General features: G+C 38.3%; 17 protein-coding genes, 1 tRNA gene and 1 other RNA gene. 8 read left to right on the forward strand and 11 right to left on the reverse strand.

Features of this window, described 5'->3' with window-relative positions:
* Window positions 1-4: 4 nt before the first annotated feature.
* From ACJVDK_RS04900 to ACJVDK_RS04915, 4 genes are all read right to left on the reverse strand, one after another.
* On the reverse strand, window positions 5-880 hold the full coding sequence (locus ACJVDK_RS04900) for a bestrophin family protein (protein WP_443939177.1): 876 nt from the start codon (window positions 878-880) through the stop codon (window positions 5-7).
* Window positions 881-893: 13 nt separating this feature from the next.
* Complete coding sequence (gene kynU / locus ACJVDK_RS04905; RefSeq protein ID WP_443939178.1) at window positions 894-2,183, reverse strand: kynureninase; 1,290 nt, start codon at window positions 2,181-2,183, stop codon at window positions 894-896.
* Between the two features lie 106 nt (window positions 2,184-2,289).
* Window positions 2,290-2,895: a DNA-3-methyladenine glycosylase gene (locus ACJVDK_RS04910; protein WP_443939179.1), complete on the reverse strand. Its 606-nt coding sequence runs from the start codon at window positions 2,893-2,895 to the stop codon at window positions 2,290-2,292.
* A gap of 11 nt (window positions 2,896-2,906) precedes the next feature.
* Window positions 2,907-3,383 (reverse strand): GAF domain-containing protein, encoded by a 477-nt coding sequence (locus ACJVDK_RS04915; RefSeq protein WP_443939180.1) that lies wholly within the window; start codon window positions 3,381-3,383, stop codon window positions 2,907-2,909.
* A gap of 184 nt (window positions 3,384-3,567) precedes the next feature.
* On the opposite strand from ACJVDK_RS04915, the gene ACJVDK_RS04920 reads away from it, so the two are divergent.
* From ACJVDK_RS04920 to ACJVDK_RS04935, 4 genes are all read left to right on the forward strand, one after another.
* The gene (locus tag ACJVDK_RS04920) at window positions 3,568-3,819 is read left to right on the forward strand and encodes a hypothetical protein (RefSeq protein ID WP_443939181.1); all 252 of its coding nucleotides are present in this window, start codon (window positions 3,568-3,570) and stop codon (window positions 3,817-3,819) included.
* Window positions 3,820-4,130: 311 nt separating this feature from the next.
* Window positions 4,131-5,285 (forward strand): sensor histidine kinase, encoded by a 1,155-nt coding sequence (locus ACJVDK_RS04925; protein WP_443939182.1) that lies wholly within the window; start codon window positions 4,131-4,133, stop codon window positions 5,283-5,285.
* A 423-nt stretch (window positions 5,286-5,708) separates the two neighbouring features.
* On the forward strand, window positions 5,709-8,168 hold the full coding sequence (locus ACJVDK_RS04930; protein WP_443939183.1) for a TonB-dependent siderophore receptor: 2,460 nt from the start codon (window positions 5,709-5,711) through the stop codon (window positions 8,166-8,168).
* A 2-nt stretch (window positions 8,169-8,170) separates the two neighbouring features.
* Complete coding sequence (locus ACJVDK_RS04935; protein ID WP_443939184.1) at window positions 8,171-9,304, forward strand: PepSY-associated TM helix domain-containing protein; 1,134 nt, start codon at window positions 8,171-8,173, stop codon at window positions 9,302-9,304.
* A 113-nt stretch (window positions 9,305-9,417) separates the two neighbouring features.
* Here the strand turns inward: ACJVDK_RS04935 and ACJVDK_RS04940 are convergent, their stop codons facing one another.
* Both ACJVDK_RS04940 and gltB read right to left on the reverse strand, forming a co-directional pair.
* Window positions 9,418-10,884 carry a glutamate synthase subunit beta gene (locus tag ACJVDK_RS04940; protein ID WP_443939185.1) on the reverse strand — a complete coding sequence of 489 codons (1,467 nt, stop codon included), beginning with the start codon at window positions 10,882-10,884 and terminating at the stop codon, window positions 9,418-9,420.
* Window positions 10,885-10,887: 3 nt separating this feature from the next.
* Window positions 10,888-15,387 carry a glutamate synthase large subunit gene (gene gltB / locus ACJVDK_RS04945; protein ID WP_443939186.1) on the reverse strand — a complete coding sequence of 1,500 codons (4,500 nt, stop codon included), beginning with the start codon at window positions 15,385-15,387 and terminating at the stop codon, window positions 10,888-10,890.
* Between the two features lie 424 nt (window positions 15,388-15,811).
* Between gltB and ffs the strand changes: the two genes are divergently transcribed.
* Both ffs and fsa read left to right on the forward strand, forming a co-directional pair.
* An RNA gene (gene ffs, locus ACJVDK_RS04950) (signal recognition particle sRNA small type) lies at window positions 15,812-15,911 on the forward strand.
* Window positions 15,912-16,005: 94 nt separating this feature from the next.
* Entirely contained in the window at window positions 16,006-16,665 is a 660-nt protein-coding gene (gene fsa / locus ACJVDK_RS04955; protein ID WP_443939187.1) for a fructose-6-phosphate aldolase, read from the forward strand.
* A gap of 70 nt (window positions 16,666-16,735) precedes the next feature.
* On the opposite strand, the gene ACJVDK_RS04960 is transcribed toward fsa, so the two are convergent.
* From ACJVDK_RS04960 to ACJVDK_RS04970, 3 genes are all read right to left on the reverse strand, one after another.
* A complete protein-coding gene (locus ACJVDK_RS04960) occupies window positions 16,736-17,230 on the reverse strand; it encodes a D-glycero-alpha-D-manno-heptose-1,7-bisphosphate 7-phosphatase (RefSeq protein WP_443939188.1) in 495 nt (164 codons plus the stop codon).
* 202 nt (window positions 17,231-17,432) lie between these two features.
* Window positions 17,433-18,716: a sugar MFS transporter gene (locus ACJVDK_RS04965; RefSeq protein WP_443939189.1), complete on the reverse strand. Its 1,284-nt coding sequence runs from the start codon at window positions 18,714-18,716 to the stop codon at window positions 17,433-17,435.
* A gap of 1,266 nt (window positions 18,717-19,982) precedes the next feature.
* Complete coding sequence (locus ACJVDK_RS04970; protein ID WP_443939190.1) at window positions 19,983-20,615, reverse strand: DUF6266 family protein; 633 nt, start codon at window positions 20,613-20,615, stop codon at window positions 19,983-19,985.
* A gap of 462 nt (window positions 20,616-21,077) precedes the next feature.
* On the opposite strand from ACJVDK_RS04970, the gene ACJVDK_RS04975 reads away from it, so the two are divergent.
* Window positions 21,078-21,150 (forward strand) — tRNA-Lys (locus ACJVDK_RS04975).
* A gap of 153 nt (window positions 21,151-21,303) precedes the next feature.
* Here ACJVDK_RS04975 and ACJVDK_RS04980 read toward each other — a convergent pair.
* Complete coding sequence (locus ACJVDK_RS04980) at window positions 21,304-22,287, reverse strand: ISAon1 family transposase (protein ID WP_443936583.1); 984 nt, start codon at window positions 22,285-22,287, stop codon at window positions 21,304-21,306.
* Complete coding sequence (locus ACJVDK_RS04985; RefSeq protein ID WP_443936584.1) at window positions 22,280-22,633, reverse strand: ISAon1 family transposase N-terminal region protein; 354 nt, start codon at window positions 22,631-22,633, stop codon at window positions 22,280-22,282. Before ACJVDK_RS04985 ends, ACJVDK_RS04980 begins: the two co-directional genes overlap by 8 nt.
* Before the next feature lie 134 nt (window positions 22,634-22,767).
* Between ACJVDK_RS04985 and ACJVDK_RS04990 the strand changes: the two genes are divergently transcribed.
* Window positions 22,768-23,637 (forward strand): ISAon1 family transposase, encoded by an 870-nt coding sequence (locus ACJVDK_RS04990; protein ID WP_443939191.1) that lies wholly within the window; start codon window positions 22,768-22,770, stop codon window positions 23,635-23,637.
* Window positions 23,638-23,695: the final 58 nt, after the last annotated feature.

The following is a 23,695-nucleotide window of genomic DNA, read 5'->3' on the forward strand; positions in this document are numbered from 1 at the left end:
ATTCTTATTTTTGTGAAGGTAAACTAAAAATCTCTTCTACATGCTTCTCGATATTCGCTGTAATTTTATCTACTGGAAGATCATTGGCATCGTAACCAAAAGGATTCTCTATTTCTTCCGCAATCAGCTCTAAACTTGCCAAAACGTATAAAATAAAAGGTACAATAAAGATTACCGAGTACCCCAAATTAAATACCCAGCCAATAGGAAGCGTAGCAACATAGGTAAAAATAAACTTCTTAATAAACGTGCTATATGAGAAAGGTATTGGGGTATTTCGAATACGTTCACAGGCTCCGCAGATATCCGTAAACTGGTTCAAATCAGTGGTTAAGAAGATTAGTTGTTCGGCAGAAACCAAACCCTTTCTATGCAACTCATACATCCTAGTAATCATGCTTGAAGCGATTTGATTCGGAATATGCTTTCCTTCTTCTACCTCAATTAATAAGCTATTTTTACCAAAATACTTCTTTTCGCGCAAATGCTCTTTGAGCGCAAAGCCATACTTTGGGATACCATATTCATAAAAACGCATATCCTCTTCTGGGAGATTTAACGCCTTTACTTTCATGGCAAAATTACGACTCACATTTACCAATGAACCCAAAAGCTTGCGCCCTTCCCACCAACGATCATATGCACTACTTGTTCTGAACACCAATAATAGCGAAATCACCATGCTCAAGGCTGTATGCATCATCCCTAAGTTAGTGACATAACTGTTCTTTGAAAGATGAAATACTTCCAATTCTAAATAGGCAATTCCACCAGAAAAAATGGCTACAATTAATATGATTGGCCACAATTGCCTGATAGTATCCGATTTATGAAAGTGAAAAATAAAAGCAAACCAAGCTTTTGAGTTATAATTGATCATAGGTATACAGGGTTTATTTTAAGATGTCATTACTTACTTTTAAAAGTGCTTGTCCAGTTAAATAAATATCTTCGAATGAATTATATAAAGGAATAGGACTCAAACGGATAACATCCGGTTCACGCCAATCGCCTAGTACATAATTTGCCATTAATCCATCAAAAACTTGTTTTCCATTTTTCAGGGCGATAATGGATAATTGCGCTCCGCGATCTTTCGAATCCGAAGGAGTAATAATTTTATATTGCTCAAAACCCAACTCCTTATTTACCTCATTTATAATAAAATAAAGATAACCAGTCAAAGAAATACTTTTATTCCGCAAAGGCTCAATAAACCCTGCTTTTTCAAAAATTTGAAGCGATGCATGATACAAAGCCATCGGCATTACCTGTGTACAACTCACCTGCCAACCATCAGCTCCCATCTCTGGTACAAAACCCTTTTCCATTTTGAAACGTGTTTCTTCCTGATATCCCCACCATCCTGCGAAGCGATTTAAGCTTGTGTTAGTGAAATGTTTTTCGTGCACAAAAACACCACTGATGCCGCCCGGTCCTGAATTTTGATATTTATACGAACACCAGCAAGCGAAATCTACTCCCCAATCGTGTAATTGCAAGGGCACATTACCAGCTGCATGCGCCAAATCCCAACCTACCAAGGCACCTATCTCATGTCCAGCTTTGGTAATCGCCTCCATGTTGTACCATTGACCAGTATAATAATTAATCCCTCCAAATAATACCAAGGCTATTTCATCACGATTTGCATTGATCTCAGCCAGTATATCTGCTGTTTCAAGAGTTTCGCTTCCTTCTTTAGGAAAAACCTCTATAATCGCTTCTTTTGGATCGAAACCGTGAAAACGCACCTGGCTTTCAATCGCATACTGATCAGACGGAAAAGCGCCTCCTTCCATGATGATTTTAAACCGTTTTCCTTTTGGTTGATAAAAACTAACCATCAGCAAATGAAGATTCACGGTTAAGGTATTCATTGGACATACTTCAGTTGCAGACGCCCCCACAATCGGAGCCATTAACTTTTTTAGCTCCTTATGGTAGAACATCCATGGCTCATTTCCATCAAACCAACCCTCCACCGCGTAATTCGCCCAATTATTTAACTGCACTTTCATTACCTGCTCAGATACTTTAGGTTGCAATCCTAACGAATTACCACACAGATAGATAAAATATTTTCCTTTATGATTTGGAAATAAAAACTGACTTCTAAATTCACGTAAAGAATCTTTGGCGTCGAGTGCTTGTGCAAATGCTAAATTGTTTTCAAAATTCATTGTTTCAAAATTAATAAAAAAGCCTTTAATCTTCCTATCGCTTACAACAATTGGCCTTTTAAAGCTTTTTCCTTCTTTATATTTGTGTGTATGTTGTGTTATTTTATCAAGGAAGATTGGGCTTACTAACATATTTATTCCCTTTAACGAAAAAACGCAAAGGTAAAAGTGCATGTTCCTGCGCATACGCAATCCCCACGCGACTGGCTACCCCAATCTGTTCGTCAGTAAAATAAATTCCTCTGTCCTCTAACCAAACAGCATCTCCAGTTAATTGAACACCATTTACATCACGATTAATCCCGAGCGCCTTGGCTGCCGAACCGGGTCCTGATGAAATTGCTTTGTTGGTAATTTTCATGTTTCGACGTCTTTCTATCACATCTAAACCTTCTATAGGTTCTACCGCACGTATCAAAACAGCATTTGGAACATCTTTAGCAGAAACTACAATATTGAAAAGAGAGTGCAAGCCATAAATGAGATACACGTAACTTACACCTCCCTCAGCATACATAACCTTCGTGCGCTGGCTTCGTCGCCCGCCAAAAGCATGCGAGGCTTTATCCTCGACACCAAAATAAGCTTCCGTTTCTACAATGATGCCTACAGTTAATTCCTGATTAATTTGTGTACACAAAACTTTCCCAAGCAAATCCTTTGCAAGAAAAACAACATCCTGATGAAGATAATATTCTTTGGAAAGCTTCAATACTTAAAGTTTTACTTCATTAAAATATCGATAACTTGCTTTAAATAAAGACTATCAATATCATCAAAATGATTTAAATGTTCACTATCTACATCGAGCACGCCAACAACGTCATCACCTTTCATTAAAGGCAAAACAATCTCCGAACGCGAAGCCGAAGCGCAAGCGATGTGTCCTGGAAAGGCATCTACATCCGGAACAACAATACTTTGTTTCTGCTCCCATGAAGCACCACACACTCCTTTTCCTTTACGGATTCTGGTGCAGGCCACCGGACCTTGAAATGGACCTAAAACCAATTCCTCATTCTTAACCAAATAAAAACCTACCCAAAACCAATTAAACTGTTCTTTGAGCGCAGCAGCAACATTCGCCATATTGGCTACAAAATCTGTTTCCCCCTCCAACAAAGAAGCTATTTGAGGGATAATTGAAGTATACTGCTCAGTCTTGCTGAGTGTTTTATTGATAATTAAGTCTTCAGCCATGTGAAATTAGCGTTTAAATTTTCCTGAAAGCTTCAAAGTTATTTTAAATTGTTCATAGTTAAAAGTTTAATGATGTTGTTTACGTTGACCTGTTTTTTACTTAATCACCGTCCAACATGCGAACTATATACTTTTGTGTATTTTTGACCCAGAAAATTGTTTTCCTTAAGAAATCCAATCAAAAATGAGAGTAGTAGCAGAACTTCCGCACCCAGCATGTAAAATCACCATCTTTTCAATGAACCAAAAGTACATTATCAAGTTCGAGCAAGGAACCTTCGAGCAGAGCTATAAATTAGCTGAACTTGATTTAAGTGGAGGAGGCGTAAACGATGTATTTGAAATTTTAGATGAGGATTTTATAAACACCGTAGTGGAACGCTTTAAAGATATGCGCAAAGACTTTACCGAAGCATACAAGCGACATCAATATTAACAACTTATTGATTCACAGTAACATATTATATAATTCAAAATAATATTTCGTAAAAATGTGTGTTTCAGGCATAGAAAGACTCGTTTTATTTTCATAAACAGTTCACTTAAATAAGTGTAACTAAATGAAATACTGATTATTAAATAAAATAAACAAATAATATTTTGTGGTATGTTTTAGCCAAATATATGAGAAGTTTGATGCTTTTTAGCAGAATCAATAGAAATCAAACAATCACGCATATGCCTGCTCAATATCATTAAAATTGCTTGAGTCATTTTTTTGTTATAGTATTTTTATACTCATGATTAATGCTCACATTTGTTAAAATTCCAAACATGTCGCTTCCATCTCAACCCCACAATCCGCAACCAAACCAACAGTTGGTATTTGCTCAAAAACTTGATGCATATGAAGTTTTAGATCCGGGTTTGACAAAAGCTTTCGATACGTTTGCCTCCCTACTTTTAGCACAATTTGCATGTACTGCTTCCTATGTAGTTTTTTTTCAAGGAGAAAGGATCCTTTTGAGAACTCGTAATGGAGAAGTAGAAACCAATGAAATGGAAGAGTTAAAAATGCTCGTAAGCGATCCAGAAAGTGTCATTTTTCATCATGCGGATGACTTCTACCTGGCCTATCCCCTTGTAAGTCCGGAAGGTATTGTTGTGGGATTCCTTGGCGTAAAAGATTTTAATCCCATCCCCTTCAGCGAAAACAGCTTACATAGCTTGAAATTGATCAGTAGTTTACTCATTGATAGCCTAGAGCAAGCTTTGGCCGTACGAGAAACCATTCGAATTTACGATGACCGTTTACGTGTACTGGTACACGATTTAAAAAACCCCATGACCAGCATTTTATTACAGTCGGAGCTTTTAAACAAATTAGGCAACAGCGATAAAACTCCTATGATTGCCGATAAAATTCATGTGAGCGCAAAGCGGATGATAGACAATCTTAACTTGCTTCTGAGTGCTGCTAGAGTAGAGCATGAAGTAATTAAGCTGCAAAAAGCGACCGTAAATATCCAAGAAACTCTGCATGCCGTAATTGATTACTTTAGTCCTATTTTAAACAAGAAAGATTTGACAGTTGCCATTCAAGCAGATGGAGACCTTTCCATTCAAGCCGATGCGGATAAACTCTTTCTCGCGTTTAAAAACGTAATGAACAACGCTATTAAATTTTCAGCTCCTCACAAAACGATCCACCTAGGAATACAACAAGAAGACAGTTCCCTAACGATAGCAGTGCGGGATGAAGGTGAAGGCATTAGACAAGAAGATTTAAGTAAAATTTTCACCAAATTTTCATCTATTTCTAATCCCCACCAGGAAACTGGCACTCGACTGGGGTTGTTTATTGCAAATATGATTGTAGACATGCATAAGGGATCTATTTCGGCTAAAAGCGATGGATTGGGTACTGGAGCAACGTTCTATATAACGCTCCCTTCAATTTAACACATCCATACTTTTAAGCAGTGTCGCTTATTTTGTAATTATGTTCTATTTCAGCATAGCGATTCAAGAAATGCACCTGCAACTTCTGTGGATTTTATTTCACAACTTATAGAAAGGTTTTCCCATAAAGAAAATACTATTAGGATCTAAACAAATTATTCTTCCTGTTTTTAAAAATCCTGAACACTTATTTCTTAAATCCATTAAGGTTCTAAACCTCTTGTTTGTTTGCTGAAAATTTCAGTAAAAAATCGGGTACAGAAGTTTAACATTATTTAGAATTAGTCCAATTAATAACTTACCTTTGGCAAAATTTTAAACGTGGTTAAAGCGTGTTTAAAATAAAAGCCCAGTGTCCTAGTCGCCAAACCTTTACACCGGGCGTTGTTAATTAATTAAGCATCAACCAACAAGTTAAAAAGTATGTACAAAATCCGTACCTTAAAAACAAAATCCACACTTAAAGTGGTCCTCGCCTTCTGTTTGCTTTTAGGCCAACTAACCAGTTTTGCTCAACAAAGCAATGGCAGTGCAAGCGTTAAAGGAACCGTTAAAACCAATGATGGAATACCTGCAGAATTCGTAACCGTGCTTATCAAAGGCGGTAAAACAGCTCAAGTAGACGCCAAAGGAAATTATTTAATTAAAGATTTAAAACCTGGCAACTACACGATCCTTACAAGCTACGTTGGCTTACTTCCGCAAAGTCGAGAAATTACCTTAAAAGAAGGTGAAACGCAAGTACAAAACTTCACGCTATCAGAAAACAACGAACAATTAGAAGAAGTTGTAATTAATGGCGGTGTGATTAATAAGTTTTCAGTAAAAAAAACAACTACCTCGGCAAAAATGCCTTTGGGCAACTTAGAAAATCCGCAGATTTATACTACGATTCCTAAAACATTGTTAACGGAACAGATGGTTACAGAATTCAGCTTATCCTTGAAAAATTCGCCCGGAGTTTATAAAATCCAAAACAATAGAGGGATCAATAGCGATGGTGCATCTTATTATACCATACGTGGTTTTAGAACAGAAGCTGCCTTTGTAGATGGTGTTCCTTCGCAAACTAATGGAGAGATGGATCCTGCTAACATTGAACGTGTAGAATTACTTAAAGGACCATCGGGTACACTTTTTGGCGGCGCTGTAGTTTCTTTTGGAGGACTAATTAATATTGTTACCAAAAAACCATTAGATTATTTTGGTGGAGAAGTGAACTATACCACGGGTAGTTATGGATTAAACCGTCTAAGTGCGGATGTTTATGGTCCTGTAAACAAAGATAAAAAATTGCTTTTCCGCGTAAATGCAGCTTACCAAAATCAGAACAGTTTTCAAGATGCTGGTTTTAGAAGATCGATGTTTTTTGCACCAACATTGGAATATCGCGTGAACGAAAAATTGAATATTAGCTTAACTTCAAGCTTCTACGAATTAGAAGGCACCAGTCCATCTACCATATTCCTTAACCGCGTACGCCCATATATCGCTACTACCCCATCAGAACTAAATTTTGATTGGAGTCGTTCATTTACAAGCAATGATTTAGTGATGAAAAACCCAACAGTAAACGTTAAGGGACAAATCAACTATAAAATCTCTAACAGTTGGAACTCGCAAACCATATACTCAACAAACTCACGTCGTTCGGATGGTTTTTATGTATACAACTTCCTTAGAGGAGCTACCAGTGATGAAATGTTAGAAAGAAATGTATCGCTTCAAAACACCGTAAATACGGCAACCGATTTACAACAAAACTTCATTGGCGATTTTAAGGTATTAGGCTTACGTAACCGTATGGTGGTGGGAGTAGATTATCTGGGTCAAACGATTAACAACAGCAACTCTCCTTACATCGTTTTCGATAATGTTAGCGGACTTAATCCGGCTGACCCTAATTATGTTAAAATATCAAAATCAGCTGTCGAAGCCAGACTTGCTGCCTCGACCGCTGCACCTACTAAGAACAGAACAAAAAGCAACGTATACAGTGCTTATGTTTCAGATGTGTTAAATATTACAGATGGATTAATGGCTTCCGTAGGTTTACGTGTTGATCGTTTCCAAAACCGTGGTACAATAAATCAAGCTACAAACAGCGTGATTATTAACTCTGAATATAAGCAAACCGCCTTCTCACCAAAAGTTGGTTTGGTGTATCAAATTCTACCCGATCGTATCTCTATTTTTGGTAATTACATGAATGGTTTTTCTAACTTAGCTCCTGTTACGCAACCTGCTGGCTCGAATGTTTCGGGCACACTTAAACCACAAGAAGCGAATCAGTATGAAGGCGGTATTAAGACCGATCTTTTCAGTGGAAAATTGAGTTTCACAGCAAGTTATTACGATATCTCAGTAAGCAACATGACGCGTACAGAAGAGGTAAATGTAGGTGGAACCAATTATGTCGTAACTGTTCAAAATGGAACGCAAAAAAGCAAAGGTGTTGAATTAGAATTAATTGCTAACCCAATTGAAGGGCTTAACATTATTGCGGGTTATGGTTACAATGATAGCAAGTTAACCAAATCTACAGTAGCCTTAGAAGGCCGTCGTCCAGCTTCGGCAGGTCCCGCACAGTTATTTAACTCATGGGTTAGTTATACCATATCTAACGGGAATTGCAAAGGTTTGGGTGCTGGTGTTGGCGTAAATTACATTGGCGAACATTTGACTGGAAATTCGGCTGTAACAGGCGTATTTACATTGCCTAGTTATACACTTGTAACCGCTACCCTATTTTACGATAGACCAAAATACCGTATTGGTGTGAAAGTGGACAACCTAACTGATGAACTTTATTTTACAGGTCAAGGCACTTTGAGCGCACAACCTCCTAGAACGGTTGTTGCAGGTTTAACATTTAAATTCTAACCTTGAAATTTAAAAAAATCATACAACAAATACACCTCTGGCTCGGATTAGGTTCCGGGCTAGTGGTGTTAATATTGGGTCTCACTGGCGCTATCTATTCCTTTTCAGATGAGATAAAAGATATCGTTTATAAGGATCGTCGTTTTGTAAGTCCCATACCGAATCAAGAAAAGATCCCTTTGGATATACTTTTTGAACAAGCCAATCATGCTCTCGGCGATCGTTATAAAATTACACGAGCCGAACTATCACAGCAACCGAATCGCAGCTACATGTTCAGGGCTTTAAAAATTAATAAAGATGCAATCGGTTATTGGAATTACTATGTCTATTACGTAAAAGTATATATTGATCCTTACACCGGAAAAGTACTATTTAAAGAAGATGCCCGTAAAGAATTTTTTAACGTTACACTTGCGCTTCATATGAATCTTTTGTTAGGCGATCGAATTGGACACTTTATTGTTCGATGGTCTACTGTTTGCTTTGGTTTATTGTTGCTTTCGGGATTAGTCCTTTGGTGGCCAAAAAAATGGAAAGCGAAACAACTGAAAAAAAGTTTAACTATCAAATGGAACAGTAAATTTAAAAGACTCAATTACGATTTCCATAATGTTTTTGGTTTTTACACACTCATTCCCTTGCTTGTTGTAGCGCTAACGGGCCTTGCTTGGTCTTTTGAATTAACCAGCGAGCAAAAATCAAAAATACTTTCAGATACGACACTTGAAACCAAGGCTATGGCTAGCAGGATAGTAGCGGAAGCCCTCGAAAAATCACCTAAAACTGCTTATTTCTTATATAATTTTCCAAGCGCCAAGAGTGGAACCATTAATCTTACTGCCTATCAAAGCAATAAGCACTTATATGATCGCGTACAATACCGTTTCGATCAGTACAATGGTAAATTACTTCAAACGAAAGATCCAATGGCTGGTGCTACGTTAACATCAAAGCTAATTACACTCAATTACGATTTACATACCGGAAGTGTTTTAGGATTTTTTGGTAAGCTATTGGCACTTTTTGCCGGCCTTATCGCCGCTACTTTACCAGTAACCGGTTTTTTAATTTGGATAAAAAAGGGGAAAAAGTCGGGAAACAAAATCAAGAAGGACACAAAACTCAGTCTATAAGAATTTACCAAGTTAGAATCTGATTGCCTCAAAGGTGATATAAGAAAATTTCTATCCAAAAAAAGGCCGCAATTTTCATCACGACCTTTTTTAAATAAATATTTAACCTGTTTTTAAGCGTAAGCAATGGCATCTCTCGATGCTAATTTGGTAGTTCCCATTAAGTATTCATCTACTTTACGGGCAGTTTCTCGGCCTTCCGAGATAGCCCAAACAACCAATGATTGACCACGACGCATATCGCCTGCTGCAAAAACTTTATTGATATTGGTTTGATAGGTACTTTCCGGAGCGCTCACGTTTCCGCGATTATCCAATTCTACCCCTAGTTTCTCCAATAAGCCTTGTTTTTGTGGATGTAAGAAACCCATAGCTAAAAGCACTAACTCGCAAGGTAAATCGCGCTCCGTACCTGGAACTTCTTTAAATGAAACCGGACGACCAATGGCGTCAATTTCCCATTCTACATCAACCACTTTTAACGCTTTTAAATTACCATTTTCATCGGCAATAAACTCTTTTGTATTCACGCTCCATGCTCTTTCTGCACCTTCTTCGTGCGAAGAGGTATGTTTCAACAACATCGGATAGCTTGGCCATGGCATGTTGGTGGTACGTGTGGTAGGCGGCATTGGCATAATCTCAAATTGGGTTACCGATTTTGCACCGTGACGATTCGACGTCCCAATACAATCGGAACCTGTATCACCCCCACCAATTACAATTACGTTCTTTCCAGTCGCCATGATGTCCTCTCCATTTACTTCGCGGTTCGATACGCGTTTGTTTTGTTGCTTTAAGAAGTCCATCGCAAAATGAACACCTTTTGCCTCGCGACCTGTGATACCCAAATCACGTGGAATGGTTGATCCTCCAGCCAATACAATTGCTTGATAATCGCGCAATAACGTACTGATTTCTACATTCTCGCCCACATTGGCATTGTATTTAAACACAATACCTTCTTCTTCCATCAAAGCGATACGACGGTCTACCACATCTTTTTGTAATTTAAAATCTGGAATTCCATACCGTAATAAACCTCCTGCTGCGTCATCGCGCTCAAAAACAACCACTTCGTGGCCTGCTTTATTTAGTTGAGCTGCAGCAGCCAAACCCGCAGGACCAGAGCCAATTACAGCAACTTTTTTTCCTGTGCGAATTAAAGGCGCTTTCGCTTTGATAAAGCCCTTTTCAAAGGCAATTTCAATGATATTTTTTTCAATCTCTTCAATGGATACCGGTGGACGATTAATCCCCAACACACAGGCTGATTCGCAAGGTGCCGGACAAATTCTACCGGTAAACTCTGGAAAATTGTTGGTGCTTAACAAAATATTGGCAGCCAATTCCCATCTCCCTTGATAAACGGCATCGTTAAATTCAGGAATTACGTTTCCAAGTGGACATCCCGATTGACAAAAAGGAACGCCACAATCCATACAACGTGCAGCTTGTTTATTTAATTCTTCTTTTGGCCATTCAATGATGAATTCGCCGTAGTGATTAACACGAGTCTTAGCCTCTTCTCTTCCTGGCGCAACTCTATCGTATTCTTGAAATCCTGTTACTTTTCCCATGGCTTAGTGTGTTTTTACTTGTTGTGAACGTTTGTTTAAAACCGCTTTGTATTCTTTCGGGAATACTTTAATGAAATGTGCTGATTGCGTTTTCCAATCACTTAAGATGAATTCAGCTACTTTACTATCAGTCAGCCTGATATGTGTTTTTAGCAAAGCTAAAATTCTTTCTTCATCTTCTTCCATTAACGGATCTAAATCGACCATTTCTTTGTTGCATTTACGCGCAAAAGTTTTGCTTACATCGTAAATCCAGGCCACACCGCCACTCATTCCGGCAGCAAAGTTACTACCTGTATCACCTAAGATTAACACTTCTCCACCAGTCATGTATTCACAGCCGTGATCACCCACACCTTCTACAACCGCCGTTGCTCCCGAGTTACGCACCGCGAAACGTTCACCGGCTTTTCCTCTTGCGAAAAGCTCGCCCGAAGTTGCTCCGTAAAGTGCCACGTTACCAATAATGATATTTTGCTCAGGGATAAAAGTTGAATTTCCAAAAGGATAAATGGCTAAACGCGCACCCGATAAACCTTTTCCTACATAGTCATTAGCTTCACCTTCTAACGACAAGGTTACACCACGCGTGTTAAAGGCACCAAAGCTCTGGCCGGCAGAACCATTAAATTTAAAGTTAATGGTATCAGGCGGCAAACCTGCACCTAAATGAACTTTAGAAATTTCGTTCGACAACATGGTTCCAATTGCACGATCGGTATTTTTCACATCGAAGGTCGCAAACACAGGCTCATTGTTTTCAATCGCCGGTTTTGCTGCGGCAATAAGTTGATGATCCAACACTGCTGCTAAACCATGATCTTGCTCTTCTGTATTGAACTGAGGCAAACCATTGTCTTCTGCTTTGTATAAAATAGCCGATAAATCAATGTGTTTCAGTTTCCAATCCTCTTCAGGGATTTCGCGTACTTTTAACATATCTGCTTGACCAATCATTTCATGAATGGCTCTGAAACCTAATTCGGCCATTATTTCACGTAATTCTTCCGCTAAGAAGTAAAATAAGTTTACCACGTGATCTGCATCTCCAGAGAATAATTTTCTCAATTCTGGGTCTTGGGTTGCAACCCCTACCGGACAGGTGTTCAAGTGACATTTACGCATCATGATACATCCTGAAGTTACCAAAGCTGCTGTTGCTACACCCCATTCTTCTGCTCCTAATAAAGCTGCAATGGCAATATCTCTTCCGGTTTTCAACTGACCATCCGTTTGTAATACAATACGGTTACGCAATTTATTTCTCACCAAGGTTTGGTGCGCCTCTGCTAAGCCAAGCTCCCAAGGTAAACCTGCGTGCTGGATAGACGTTAAAGGTGATGCCCCCGTTCCACCGTCGAAACCTGAAACTAAAATAACATCAGCATGTGCTTTTGCTACCCCTGCAGCAATGGTTCCTACGCCTGCTTTTGAAACCAACTTCACATTGATTCTCGCTTGGCGATTGGCATTTTTCAAATCGAAAATTAGCTGCGCTAAATCTTCAATAGAGTAAATATCATGATGCGGTGGAGGAGAAATTAAACCTACCCCTGGCGTTGAGTGACGCACTTTAGCAATCCAGTCATCTACTTTATCGCCTGGTAATTGCCCACCTTCTCCCGGCTTAGCACCTTGCGCCATTTTAATTTGTAATTCATCAGCATTGGTCAGGTAATAACTGGTTACCCCGAAACGTGCAGAAGCTACTTGTTTAATCGCTGAACGCATGCTATCACCATTTGGTAATTTGGTGTAACGCATTTCATCTTCACCACCTTCGCCGGTATTACTTTTTCCACCAATACGGTTCATGGCAATTGCCAAAGTAGAATGGGCTTCGTGCGATATCGAACCAAACGACATGGCACCCGTTGCAAAACGTTTTAAAATCGATTCTGTTGATTCTACCTCTGACAATGAAACCGGTGTACGTGAATAATTAAAATCGAACAAGCCACGAATGGTATAGGCATGTTTTGTTTGCTCGTTTACCAGTTTCGAATATTGTTTAAAGATACCGTAATCATTTTTACGCGTTGCGTTTTGTAACAAGTGAATGGTTTGCGGATTAAACAAGTGTTGTTCTCCACGACGACGGTATTTATAGACACCTCCTGCAGGTAATAAATTATCCGTTTGGGTCATTGGACCAAAACTACGGTGGTGTTTAATTAATGTTTCCGTTGCAATTTCGTCTAATCCTAATCCGCCTATGCGTGATACCGCTCCAGTAAAGTAGTTGGTTACCACTTGTTTGTTTAACCCTAAGATTTCGAAGATTTGCGCGCCTTGATACGATTGTAATGTAGAAATTCCCATTTTAGAGAAAATCTTTAACAAGCCGTTATTAATGGCGTAGATATAGTTTTTCGTTAATTTTTCGTTCGTCAAGCCTGATTCTTCAGCAAAACCACCGATGGTTTCTAAAGCTAAATAAGGATTTACAGCGGTTGCACCAAAACCTACTAAAGTTGCGAAATGGTGTACTTCCCACGCATCACCTGCTTCTACTACCAAACCTACAGCGCCACGATATCCTTTACGAATCAAATGGTGATGAACAGCCGAAACAGCTAATAATGAAGGGATTGCAGCGTGTTCTGAATCGATTGCTCTATCAGAAAGTACAATTACCTGGAAACCGTCTTCTACCGCATCTACTGCATAACGACACAAACGATCCAAACCTTTAGCCATTGATCCCGGTTTACCGTCGGCTCTAAAATACGTTTGTAAGGTTTTCGCCTGGAAAACACCGGTATCAATACTTCTTAATTTTTCTAACTCTTGGTTAGTTAAAATAGGATGCTTAATAGCCACACAATGTGCTTGTTTTGGGTTTTCTTCTAAAAGATTTCCCATGCTTCCCATGAAACTCGCCAAACTCATCACCACTTTCTCACGAATTGGATCGATTGGGGGATTGGTTACTTGTGCAAATAATTGCTTGAAATACGATGATAAATGCTGCGACTGTTTTGACAGAATCGCTAAAGGCGTATCGGTACCCATTGAACCAATTGCCTCTTTTCCATCAATTGCCATCGGTTTCAGCAAAAGATCAACATCTTCTCTGCTATAGCCAAATACTTGTTGATACTTGTAAATAGATTCGCTAGAAAGGCCTGTAAACATCAAGCGTGGTTCAGGCAATTCTTCTAAACGGATTTGATATTGATTGATCCAATCTCCGTATGCACTTTTACCACATACTTTTTGTTTAATTTCATTATCACTGATGATTCGTCCTTGCTCCATGTCTACAACAAACATTTTTCCTGGAGTTAGACGACCCTTTTCAATTACTGTACTTTGATCGATTGCCAATGCACCTGCTTCAGACCCCATAATGACGCGGTCATCAGACGTAATTGCATAGCGAGAAGGACGTAATCCGTTACGATCTAAGGTTGCACCGATTAATTTTCCATCGGTAAACGCAATAGCCGCCGGACCATCCCAAGGCTCCATTAAAGTAGCGTGGAACTCGTAGAATGCCCGTTTAACAGGATCCATATCTTCGTTCCCATCCCAAGCTTCTGGTACCAACATCATTAAAACATGCGGCAAACTTCTACCTGCATGCATTAACAATTCAATCACATTATCTAAACAACCTGAATCTGAGTTACTTTCATCGATAACCGGCAAAAGCATATCCAATTCTTCAGCAGTAAAATAAGGCGAAGCGAATGATTTAACCCCTGCTCTGAACCAGTTTAAGTTTCCTTGCAAGGTATTAATCTCACCATTGTGCGCAATAAAACGGAACGGTTGAGCTAAACGCCAAGACGGGAATGTGTTGGTTGCAAAGCGCGAGTGCACTAAGCCCAAGGCCGAAACCATGCGCTTATCGTTTAAATCTTTAAAATATGAACGTACTTGTAAAGACGTTAATTGACCTTTATAAATGATGGTTTGTGCGGAAAGCGAAACTACATAAAAATCTTTACCACCGTTAACGGTGTTAAAAATGGTTTTAATTAAGTAGTTCTTGAAAACATAAAGCTTGCGTTCGAAATCGGCACCAGGTGCAATTTCATACGGACGAGCAATAAAAACTTGCTCAATTTCAGGCTCTACGGAAAGTGCCATTTGACCGATATCAGTTGTATCAACATCTACCTTTCTAAAACCCAGAACCTCTAATCCAAGTTTTTCAGCAGCCCGATAAATTAATTCGCGGCATTCTTCTCTAGAGCGAATATCTTTTGGCATAAAAAGCATCCCTACCCCATAATTATTGGTTTCAGGTAAGCTAAAGCCTGCTTTTAAGCATTCGTCGTAGAAGAATTCATGAGGGATTTGGATCATAATACCTGCACCATCGCCGGTATTTGGTTCAGCTCCACACGCGCCTCGGTGATCTAAATTTTCTAAAATGGTTAATGCATCAGAGATAATCTGATGCGATTTTCGCCCTTTCACATGTGCAACAAACCCAATACCGCAGGCATCGTGTTCAAATTGCGCATCGTACAATCCACTGGTTGGTTTCATTATTTGCTCGTTAGTTTGTTAGTGTATAGGAAACACTAAGCTATGGAAAAAATATTTCAAATTACAGAGTTGATATAATTTTTAGAATTATTTTAGTTTATACGCAAGTTATATTCTATAAATTAACATATCATCAAAATATCACTATAAATTTTACCAATATTGAAATAGGTAATTTTTAATCATTTTAATTAAAAAACTTGATTTTTAGACGCCAAAAGCCTATTTCATATGTAAAATTGGCATTTATATATAAAAGCAATATCTGAGAAAGGTATGAAAAGCTTAAACGAAATGGGGATTTTTTAGGATAATTTTAGCTCAGTTGCATTTTATTAATTTAGCAATCAGTAAGATAAGGAATATTGCTTAAAAAAACAAGAAATAGATTTTGTATAACAGCTTCTTTTTCTACCTTTGTGCCGGGCAAGTCTTTTACGACCAGCTCCCTTTGAACTCCCCCAGGGTGGGAACACAGCAAGGGTAGAAGGTTGTAGCGGTGCGATAGAAGGTGCTTGCCCTTTTTTTAACTCCCCAAATCCCCTGAGGGGGGAATTCAAATTCTTCAGGGATTCCTAGCTTAAAAAACCTAATAATCATACTAAGAATTTAAACAGCATGAAATTTTTTATTGACACAGCTAATCTTGCTCAAATTAAAGAGGCTCAAGATCTTGGCATTTTAGATGGTGTAACCACCAACCCTAGCCTAATGGCTAAAGAAGGTATCACAGGCGATGCAAATGTATTGAACCACTACAAAGCGATTTGTGATATTGTTGATGATAACGTAAGCGCAGAAGTAATTTCTACTACTTTCGAAGAAATTATCAAAGAAGGTGAAGCTTTAGCGGCCTTAAACCCAAAAATCGTGGTAAAAGTGCCAATGATTAAAGATGGCTTAAAAGCGATTAAATATTTCACCTCGAAAGGCATTAAAACAAACTGTACCTTAATTTTCTCTGCTGGTCAAGCGTTACTAGCAGCAAAAGCAGGTGCAACGTATGTTTCTCCATTCTTAGGTCGTTTAGATGATATTTCTAACGATGGCTTAATTTTAATTGAAGACATCAGAACAATTTTTGATAACTACGGATACGAAACGCAAATTTTAGCAGCTTCTATTCGCGGACCATTACACATTGTAAACTGTGCTAAACTTGGTGCAGATGTAATTACAGCTCCTTTAGCAGCTATTGTAGGCTTATTAAAGCACCCATTAACTGACAGCGGTTTAGCTACTTTCTTAGCTGATCACGCAAAAGCAGCTGGTAAATAAGCAAAAATTACCCCATAAAAAAGGTCCGAATCAACGTTGATTCGGACCTTTTTGTTTTAACAACTTATCTTTAGGATTGGAGCATTTCTTGAATGGCTTCATAACTTATTTGCTCATCAGGTTGAATAAGAATTCCTTTCACTCCTGCCCCATTAGCGGCTTCCACATCGCGAGGTTTATCGCCTATCATCACCGATTGCGCCGGATCAATATCGAACATATCAATTGCATCTAACAACATCCCCGATTTCGGTTTACGGCATTTACACTCGCCTCCTACTGTTGGGTGATGCGGACAATAATAAAAAGCAGCAATTTCTGCACCTTTTTTCTTAAAAGCCATACGCAGCATTTCATGCATAATGGCTAATTCTTCTTCACTATAACGTTGTAATGCAATGCCACCCTGGTTGGTTATCACAATTAACAAATATCCCGCATCAAAGAACTTCTTTAAAACCGGAATTTGGTATTCTAGAATTTTAAAATCTTCTACGCGGGTGATGTAATCGTACAGTTCTTGATTTAAAACACCGTCTCGATCTAAAAAAATAGCTTTGTTCATGTAATTTTTTGGGTTAAGAGCACTAGCATTGCTTAGGCTTATATAATTGTCAAATTAAGTGAAAATTTATCTAAGTTTTATATTTTAAGTTGTAGGTTTTCAAGAATCCTACATGATTTAAAATCGCTAGTGGCTTATGGTAAAAACAACAAAAGCCCAATCATTTCTGAATGGGCTTTTGTTCTAGTTTTTTTGTTTGCTATTATTTGATTTTTAATCCCACTTTGTGGCCTTTAATAGAGAAATATATAATGTATAAATACGCAGGAACCATGGTGAATAAAAATGCATGTTGGAAATCGATGTGCAACTCATCTTTCAAAAAGCCGTAAACTAATGGCCAAATGGCACCACCGGCAATCCCCATAATCATAATCGCAGAACCTGTCTTAGTAAATTTACCTAATCCTTTAATGCCAAGTGGAAAAATTGCAGGCCACATTAAAGAGTTTGCAAATCCTAATAGCGCAACAAACCAGAACGAAATGATCCCCGTTGTAAACACCGATAATAAGGTAAATGTTATTCCTACAATGGTACAAATACGCAAAGCTAGTGGTTGACTCACATATTTTGGAATAGTAATCATCCCAATTAAATAACCAATTAACATAAATCCTAAGGTAAATGCCGTTGCATTATCTCTAAAAATAGCCGGAACAGTGCCTAACTCGCGGGCATACGTCCCAATAATATCTCCTGCCATTACCTCTACTGCCACACAGAAAAATATGGATAATGCTCCTAAAAACAAATGTGGATATTGAAAAATACTGGTTTTCGATTTCTCAGTTGCATCCACTACATCTTCTTCAGGATTTACTTCCGGAAGCTTCACAAATTTTAAAATTACCGCAAACACGCCTAAAAAAACTGCCAGTGAAATATAAGGCAAATGTAACTGATGCAATAGTTCAGATAAGATTTCTTGTTTTTCAATTGCAGAAGTGGCTGCTTGTAGTTTTGCCTCAGCAGCGTTTGCACCTTTTAATAATAATTTACCCAATACAATTGGCGCTAAAATACCAGCACATTTATTACAAAAACCCGCCACTGAAATACGTGCCGCAGCACTATCAATTGGCCCAATAATACTTAAATATGGGTTTACGGCTGTTTGTAATAATGCCATCCCTGATCCTTGAACAAAAATAGCCAATAAGAATAACACGTAACTGTTGTTGTCTGCAGCAGGAATAAAGATCAATGATCCGAGTCCTAAAACCACAATACTTAAAACCAAACCGTTATGAAAACCAATTTTTTTCAAAATCCATGAACTTGGTAACGCTAGGAAGAAATAGGCAATGTACGACGCAAAGGTTACCAAATATGCCTGTAAATCAGACTCCAGATTAAAGGCTCTTTTAGAAAAAGGGATTAATGAGCCATTCGCCCAAGTTATAAAACCTAAAATAAAAAAAAATGCACAACAAATAATCATTGGCAATAAAGCCGTTCGTTTTTGTGTTTCAGCGGGATTCATACGTTCAATTAGTGTTTAGTTTATTTCGCCAAACTAAGCATTTATTTTATATTTCAAACACACAAACGTTTGCGTGATTTTTATTTTTTGTTAGCGACCAATAGTTAAAAAAACTCCGTGTTAAACCTAATTACTATTTATCTTGGTGATTTGCTTAAGGTGTTAATAGATTAGTAAGATGGGATTTAATCAAGCAGGAGATTTCTTTATCGCTTTGCCAGCGGCAAACTTGTTATTTCTTAGCAACCTGAGTTCGACAATTTTTTATATGACTTACTCTTAGTCAACATGTTTATTTTCAATACAATGTAGTTGAATAATACCCTTATTTCGAGAAGATTTTTTCCTAAATAGTAGGCGTTCGGAAATTGTATTTTTAATAATTAAGATGCATTTGAGTTGTTGTCATCCCCCCTGCCCCCTTCAAAAGGGGGACACTGACAAAACGCCTAGGATATGTACGTTTTCAGTTTGGACGCTGGCTATTTCCCCCTTTGAAGCTATCGTGTGGACACATCTTAACAAGATAATGGAAATAAAAAGGAGTTTAGTTTACGCCTCATCGGCTGCGGCCATGCCGGACAGCATAACGCCTAACCTAGAAAGCGTTTATAAATTGTGCTTTAGATTAGGCGTTATGCTAGGTTCCTTTCAACATTATACTATTTAAACCCAAGGACGTCCGTCGTCTCCTAGCAGCGGAAGAAAAATAAAAACGGTTGCAGACACATACGAATTTGCAATGCCAAGCCTTGTTCAATTCAGTTTTGTGAGGGAAGAAAAAATTGTTTTCAAGATAATTCCAGAGCAAAACCTAGCGCCACCGTTTTTGTTTTGCGCGATTGCCAAGAGCGAAAAAGCTGCCTCAAGGGGGCGACAAGCATTTTTGCATACTTTTGATGCCTCAAAAGTTTGATGCCTTGCCGGCTTGGAGGCAGGAAAGGTTTGTGCAGTGGGGAAAGGGAGTAACTGAGACCATTTCTTTTAGTAAACTTACATTCATTCCTTGTAAAAATCTAAAAAGATGTGTCCACACGATAGCCTTTGAAGGGGCTAGGGGGATGATTTTTTAGTACATTCTCGAAAGGCAACTTCATAGACATTCGAAAATTTTATTGTAACTAATAATCGAGTTCAGGTTAGCAAGAAAAAAAACATAAACAACTAATAAACAGAATTTTACAAACAACCATCCCCCCTTCCCCCCATGAAAATAGAAGGACGTATGGCGCTGAAAAACTGCATACTTACAATTTGGCTAAAAATTTAGAGCATAACACGCCCCATATAAACGCTGTTTGCGGCACGCTCCCGATCGTTTGATAGAACGGTGAGGTAAACATCAGCAAAGGTACATTCGTTAGCATAGCTCAATGTATAACTAAAGCTTTGTTTAAATCGTTCGGCAATAGCAGTATTTGCTTCAAAAGTCTCGCTTTGATCGTACCAAATCAACACGGTTAAAAGGTCTGTTTGCAAAGCAGTCCGTTCTAAACTGTTGCGCCAGCTAAAATCCAACTGTTTTTTTTCGGTTACCTGCATGTTTAGTTCAGGCAGACCCAGCAAATCCCCCTTACTGATTACAACTTCAGAAGCATCGATTACAAAATTGGGATATTCGCCCTTTACTATGTTGGCGTTAAAAGCATGAGCAGCATTTTGCGCCGAACGTTCATTTGTATGATTTTTAAATGTAATGGCAAACACGGGGGTAAAAACCGATCGCCATTGTTGCAATATTTTAAACTTTTCGCGATTGGCTAATTGTGCCTGCGTGGGTTTCTTCTTAGTGGGTGTTGGCAAACTCCTAATGAAGTTCTTCCCTCTTAGTTCATATCCAATTACCGGTCCAAGCTTTCCTAAAAAGCGACCCAATGCTCCATCTTTTGATTGTGCCATCCTATTCTATATAAAAATTACGAATTAATTAGGGATTTTACTTGGTATCTGACCGCTTCAATTTCGGTATGTTCCGAACCAACTCCGAAGCAAGTCCGAACATACTCCGAACAAACACCGAAAGAATAACGAATTAAGCCGCAATCTAGTATCTTGTAGAATTGTGCGTGTGTATATCCTAATTATACATTGACCTGAATGGGATTGATTGTGAAAAAAAATCAGTTTTTATGCGAAACGCGATTTTTTAACCTCGATTTTAAAAATTATTAACCGCAAAAACCACTCTTTCGAATGGATAGCAACGGTTTTTCAGGTCGCAAAAAAGGCTGCAAATAATTAATCTCCCTATAAACCAGTGCATAACATGATTTCTTAAATTTTTATTTGCAGGCAATGGTTTATAGCCCTATATTTGCATCACTTTAAAAGAAACACACAACGTTGTTTTAATCGAAGTAAGATTCCGTAGCTCAGCTGGTAGAGCATTACACTTTTAATGTAGTGGTCCTGGGTTCGAATCCCAGCGGGATCACACCAAAGACTATCAAAATGTATAAAACCCTGCAATCGCATCGATGAGCAGGGTTTTTGCTTTTAGGGAATTGCCAAATTTCGCACGTTTTCACAAACCTTGGATCATGTACAAAAGTTGGGATCAAGCGGAAAAGTTGGGGGGGAGTATTTTTTAGGCATAAATTTTCGATAGTCTAAATAAGAAAAACTTAATATCCCTAACGCCTCTTGAGGTTGCTCTAAAAGCTTTGATCTTTGCATTGAAAGATTCTGCAGAAGCATTCGTGGCTCTGTTAATAAAGAAGTTTAGGATATATAGGTAATGCGATTGAATTGACCTTGCAACAGTTCTAAAAGAATCAATTTCACAAGCTTCAACCTCATTATACCATATTGCCAATCTTTTAAAAGCCTGCTCTTTACTTTTACACAGTCTGAATATATCTCCCAATTTTTGGGCTATAGCATACGCCTTCTTTAATTTGGGGTACCTTTCGAAAAGTAGGTCTGCTCTAAGTTTCTGATTTGTAGTCCATTTTGAAGGATGCTTAAATAAAAGATATCTGCTGCGTGCGAGCAATTGCTTTAATGTATCTCCATTGGCTAATACCTCTGGTTGATAAGCAGTATTGTCCTTCTTTGCCTTGGCAATAGCCTCATTTTCTGCATCAATAGCCTCCCAACGATACTTTATCCTGACTTCCTGAACAGCATCATAGGCTAATTTTTGAACATGAAAACGGTCAATTACGCGATGCGCATTTATAAAGCATCGTTTTATGGCCAATTGCATGTTAGCGGCCATATCCATGGTTACTTCCTGTACGCGTTTTCTTAATCGCTCAGGAATCTTTGTCAATACCGTGATAATGTCTTGGGCAACTGTTCCTTTAATCATGGCTACAATAGCGCCTTTCCTGCCTTTAGCCTCTTTATTGGTTACAACAGTATAAAGTTCTCCATTGGATAAAGCTGTTTCATCAATACTGAGCCTGGAACTCACATTCTTTGTAAAAAGCATCCAATCATCGGCATGCGTCTTTTGATCCCAGCTTCCATAATCACTAATGTGTTCCTTATACTGCTCCTGAAGCTGTTTACCATCAATTTGGAAATAATGACCTAAATGATAACAGCTAATAGGATGATTATCCAAATATTCCTTTTAAAAAAAGACCGAATTCCGTAGTCATTCGAGCCCCTTTTCTTACTAGATCCCAATCTCTGCTAATAATATCACCAGTCTTTTTTACTGTCCATCTACGCCTTTTGATGCGTAAGCAAACTTTTTGCCCACGGATGGGAAAATCCTGAATGCCAACTTCTGGAAGAAATCCTTTTGATTCAAGTTCGGCTATTTGATAGCCCAAAGGTGCAATATTCTTCTCTTCCAGATAGATATGGAATTCTTTTAACTCTTTCTCTACTTTGAGTAGTTCGAAATAATCCAGAATACCTTCTGGTAATAAAAAACTGATAAGGGTTTGTTCGGCTTGTTTCAAGGAAATTTGTAATTAGTATTGACTACAAAAAAAAGAAATTATTCTATTCCCCCCAACTTTTCCGCTTGATCCAAAAGTTGTGGACTAAGCAAATAATTTAGTTAGCCTGAACAGGTTGTTACAAACTGAACATCTTGTGTAGATTTAGTTCCAAAGCTATCTTTGTAAAGAATGTGAGTTCCAGGCTCAGTATTGATGAAACAGCTTTATCCAATGGAGAACTTTATACTGTTGTAACCAATAAAGAGGCTAAAGGCAGGAAAGGCGCTATTGTAGCCATGATTAAAGGAACAGTTGCCCAAGACATTATCACGGTATTGACAAAGATTCCTGAGCGATTAAGAAAACGCGTACAGGAAGTAACCATGGATATGGCCGCTAACATGCAATTGGCCATAAAACGATGCTTTATAAATGCGCATCGCGTAATTGACCGTTTTCATGTTCAAAAATTAGCCTATGATGCTGTTCAGGAAGTCAGGATAAAGTATCGTTGGGAGGCTATTGATGCAGAAAATGAGGCTATTGCCAAGGCAAAGAAGGACAATACTGCTTATCAACCAGAGGTATTAGCCAATGGAGATACATTAAAGCAATTGCTCGCACGCAGCAGATATCTTTTATTTAAGCATCCTTCAAAATGGACTACAAATCAGAAACTTAGAGCAGACCTACTTTTCGAAAGGTACCCCAAATTAAAGAAGGCGTATGCTATAGCCCAAAAATTGGGAGATATATTCAGACTGTGTAAAAGTAAAGAGCAGGCTTTTAAAAGATTGGCAATATGGTATAATGAGGTTGAAGCTTGTGAAATTGATTCTTTTAGAACTGTTGCAAGGTCAATTCAATCGCATTACCTATATATCCTAAACTTCTTTATTAACAGAGCCACGAATGCTTCTGCAGAATCTTTCAATGCAAAGATCAAAGCTTTTAGAGCAACCTCAAGAGGCGTTAGGGATATTAATTTTTTCTTATTTAGACTATCGAAAATTTATGCCTAAAAAATACTCCCCCCCAACTTTTCCGCTTGATCCATTGTTTTTTCCGAAATTGTGTAAC

Source organism: Pedobacter paludisoli, from assembly GCF_052344095.1.
Classification (GTDB): Bacteria; Bacteroidota; Bacteroidia; order Sphingobacteriales; family Sphingobacteriaceae; genus Pedobacter.

Excerpts from the sequence above, each read along its gene's own strand:
- ACJVDK_RS04900 (WP_443939177.1), bottom strand. The coding sequence starts at position 880 with ATGATCAATTATAACTCAAAAGCTTGGTTTGCTTTTATTTTTCACTTT.
- kynU (WP_443939178.1), bottom strand. The coding sequence starts at position 2,183 with ATGAATTTTGAAAACAATTTAGCATTTGCACAAGCACTCGACGCCAAA.
- ACJVDK_RS04915 (WP_443939180.1), bottom strand. The coding sequence starts at position 3,383 with ATGGCTGAAGACTTAATTATCAATAAAACACTCAGCAAGACTGAGCAG.
- ACJVDK_RS04920 (WP_443939181.1), top strand. The coding sequence starts at position 3,568 with ATGAGAGTAGTAGCAGAACTTCCGCACCCAGCATGTAAAATCACCATC.
- ACJVDK_RS04925 (WP_443939182.1), top strand. The coding sequence starts at position 4,131 with ATGCTCACATTTGTTAAAATTCCAAACATGTCGCTTCCATCTCAACCC.
- ACJVDK_RS04930 (WP_443939183.1), top strand. The coding sequence starts at position 5,709 with ATGTACAAAATCCGTACCTTAAAAACAAAATCCACACTTAAAGTGGTC.
- ACJVDK_RS04940 (WP_443939185.1), bottom strand. The coding sequence starts at position 10,884 with ATGGGAAAAGTAACAGGATTTCAAGAATACGATAGAGTTGCGCCAGGA.
- gltB (WP_443939186.1), bottom strand. The coding sequence starts at position 15,387 with ATGAAACCAACCAGTGGATTGTACGATGCGCAATTTGAACACGATGCC.
- fsa (WP_443939187.1), top strand. The coding sequence starts at position 16,006 with ATGAAATTTTTTATTGACACAGCTAATCTTGCTCAAATTAAAGAGGCT.
- ACJVDK_RS04960 (WP_443939188.1), bottom strand. The coding sequence starts at position 17,230 with ATGAACAAAGCTATTTTTTTAGATCGAGACGGTGTTTTAAATCAAGAA.
- ACJVDK_RS04965 (WP_443939189.1), bottom strand. The coding sequence starts at position 18,716 with ATGAATCCCGCTGAAACACAAAAACGAACGGCTTTATTGCCAATGATT.
- ACJVDK_RS04970 (WP_443939190.1), bottom strand. The coding sequence starts at position 20,615 with ATGGCACAATCAAAAGATGGAGCATTGGGTCGCTTTTTAGGAAAGCTT.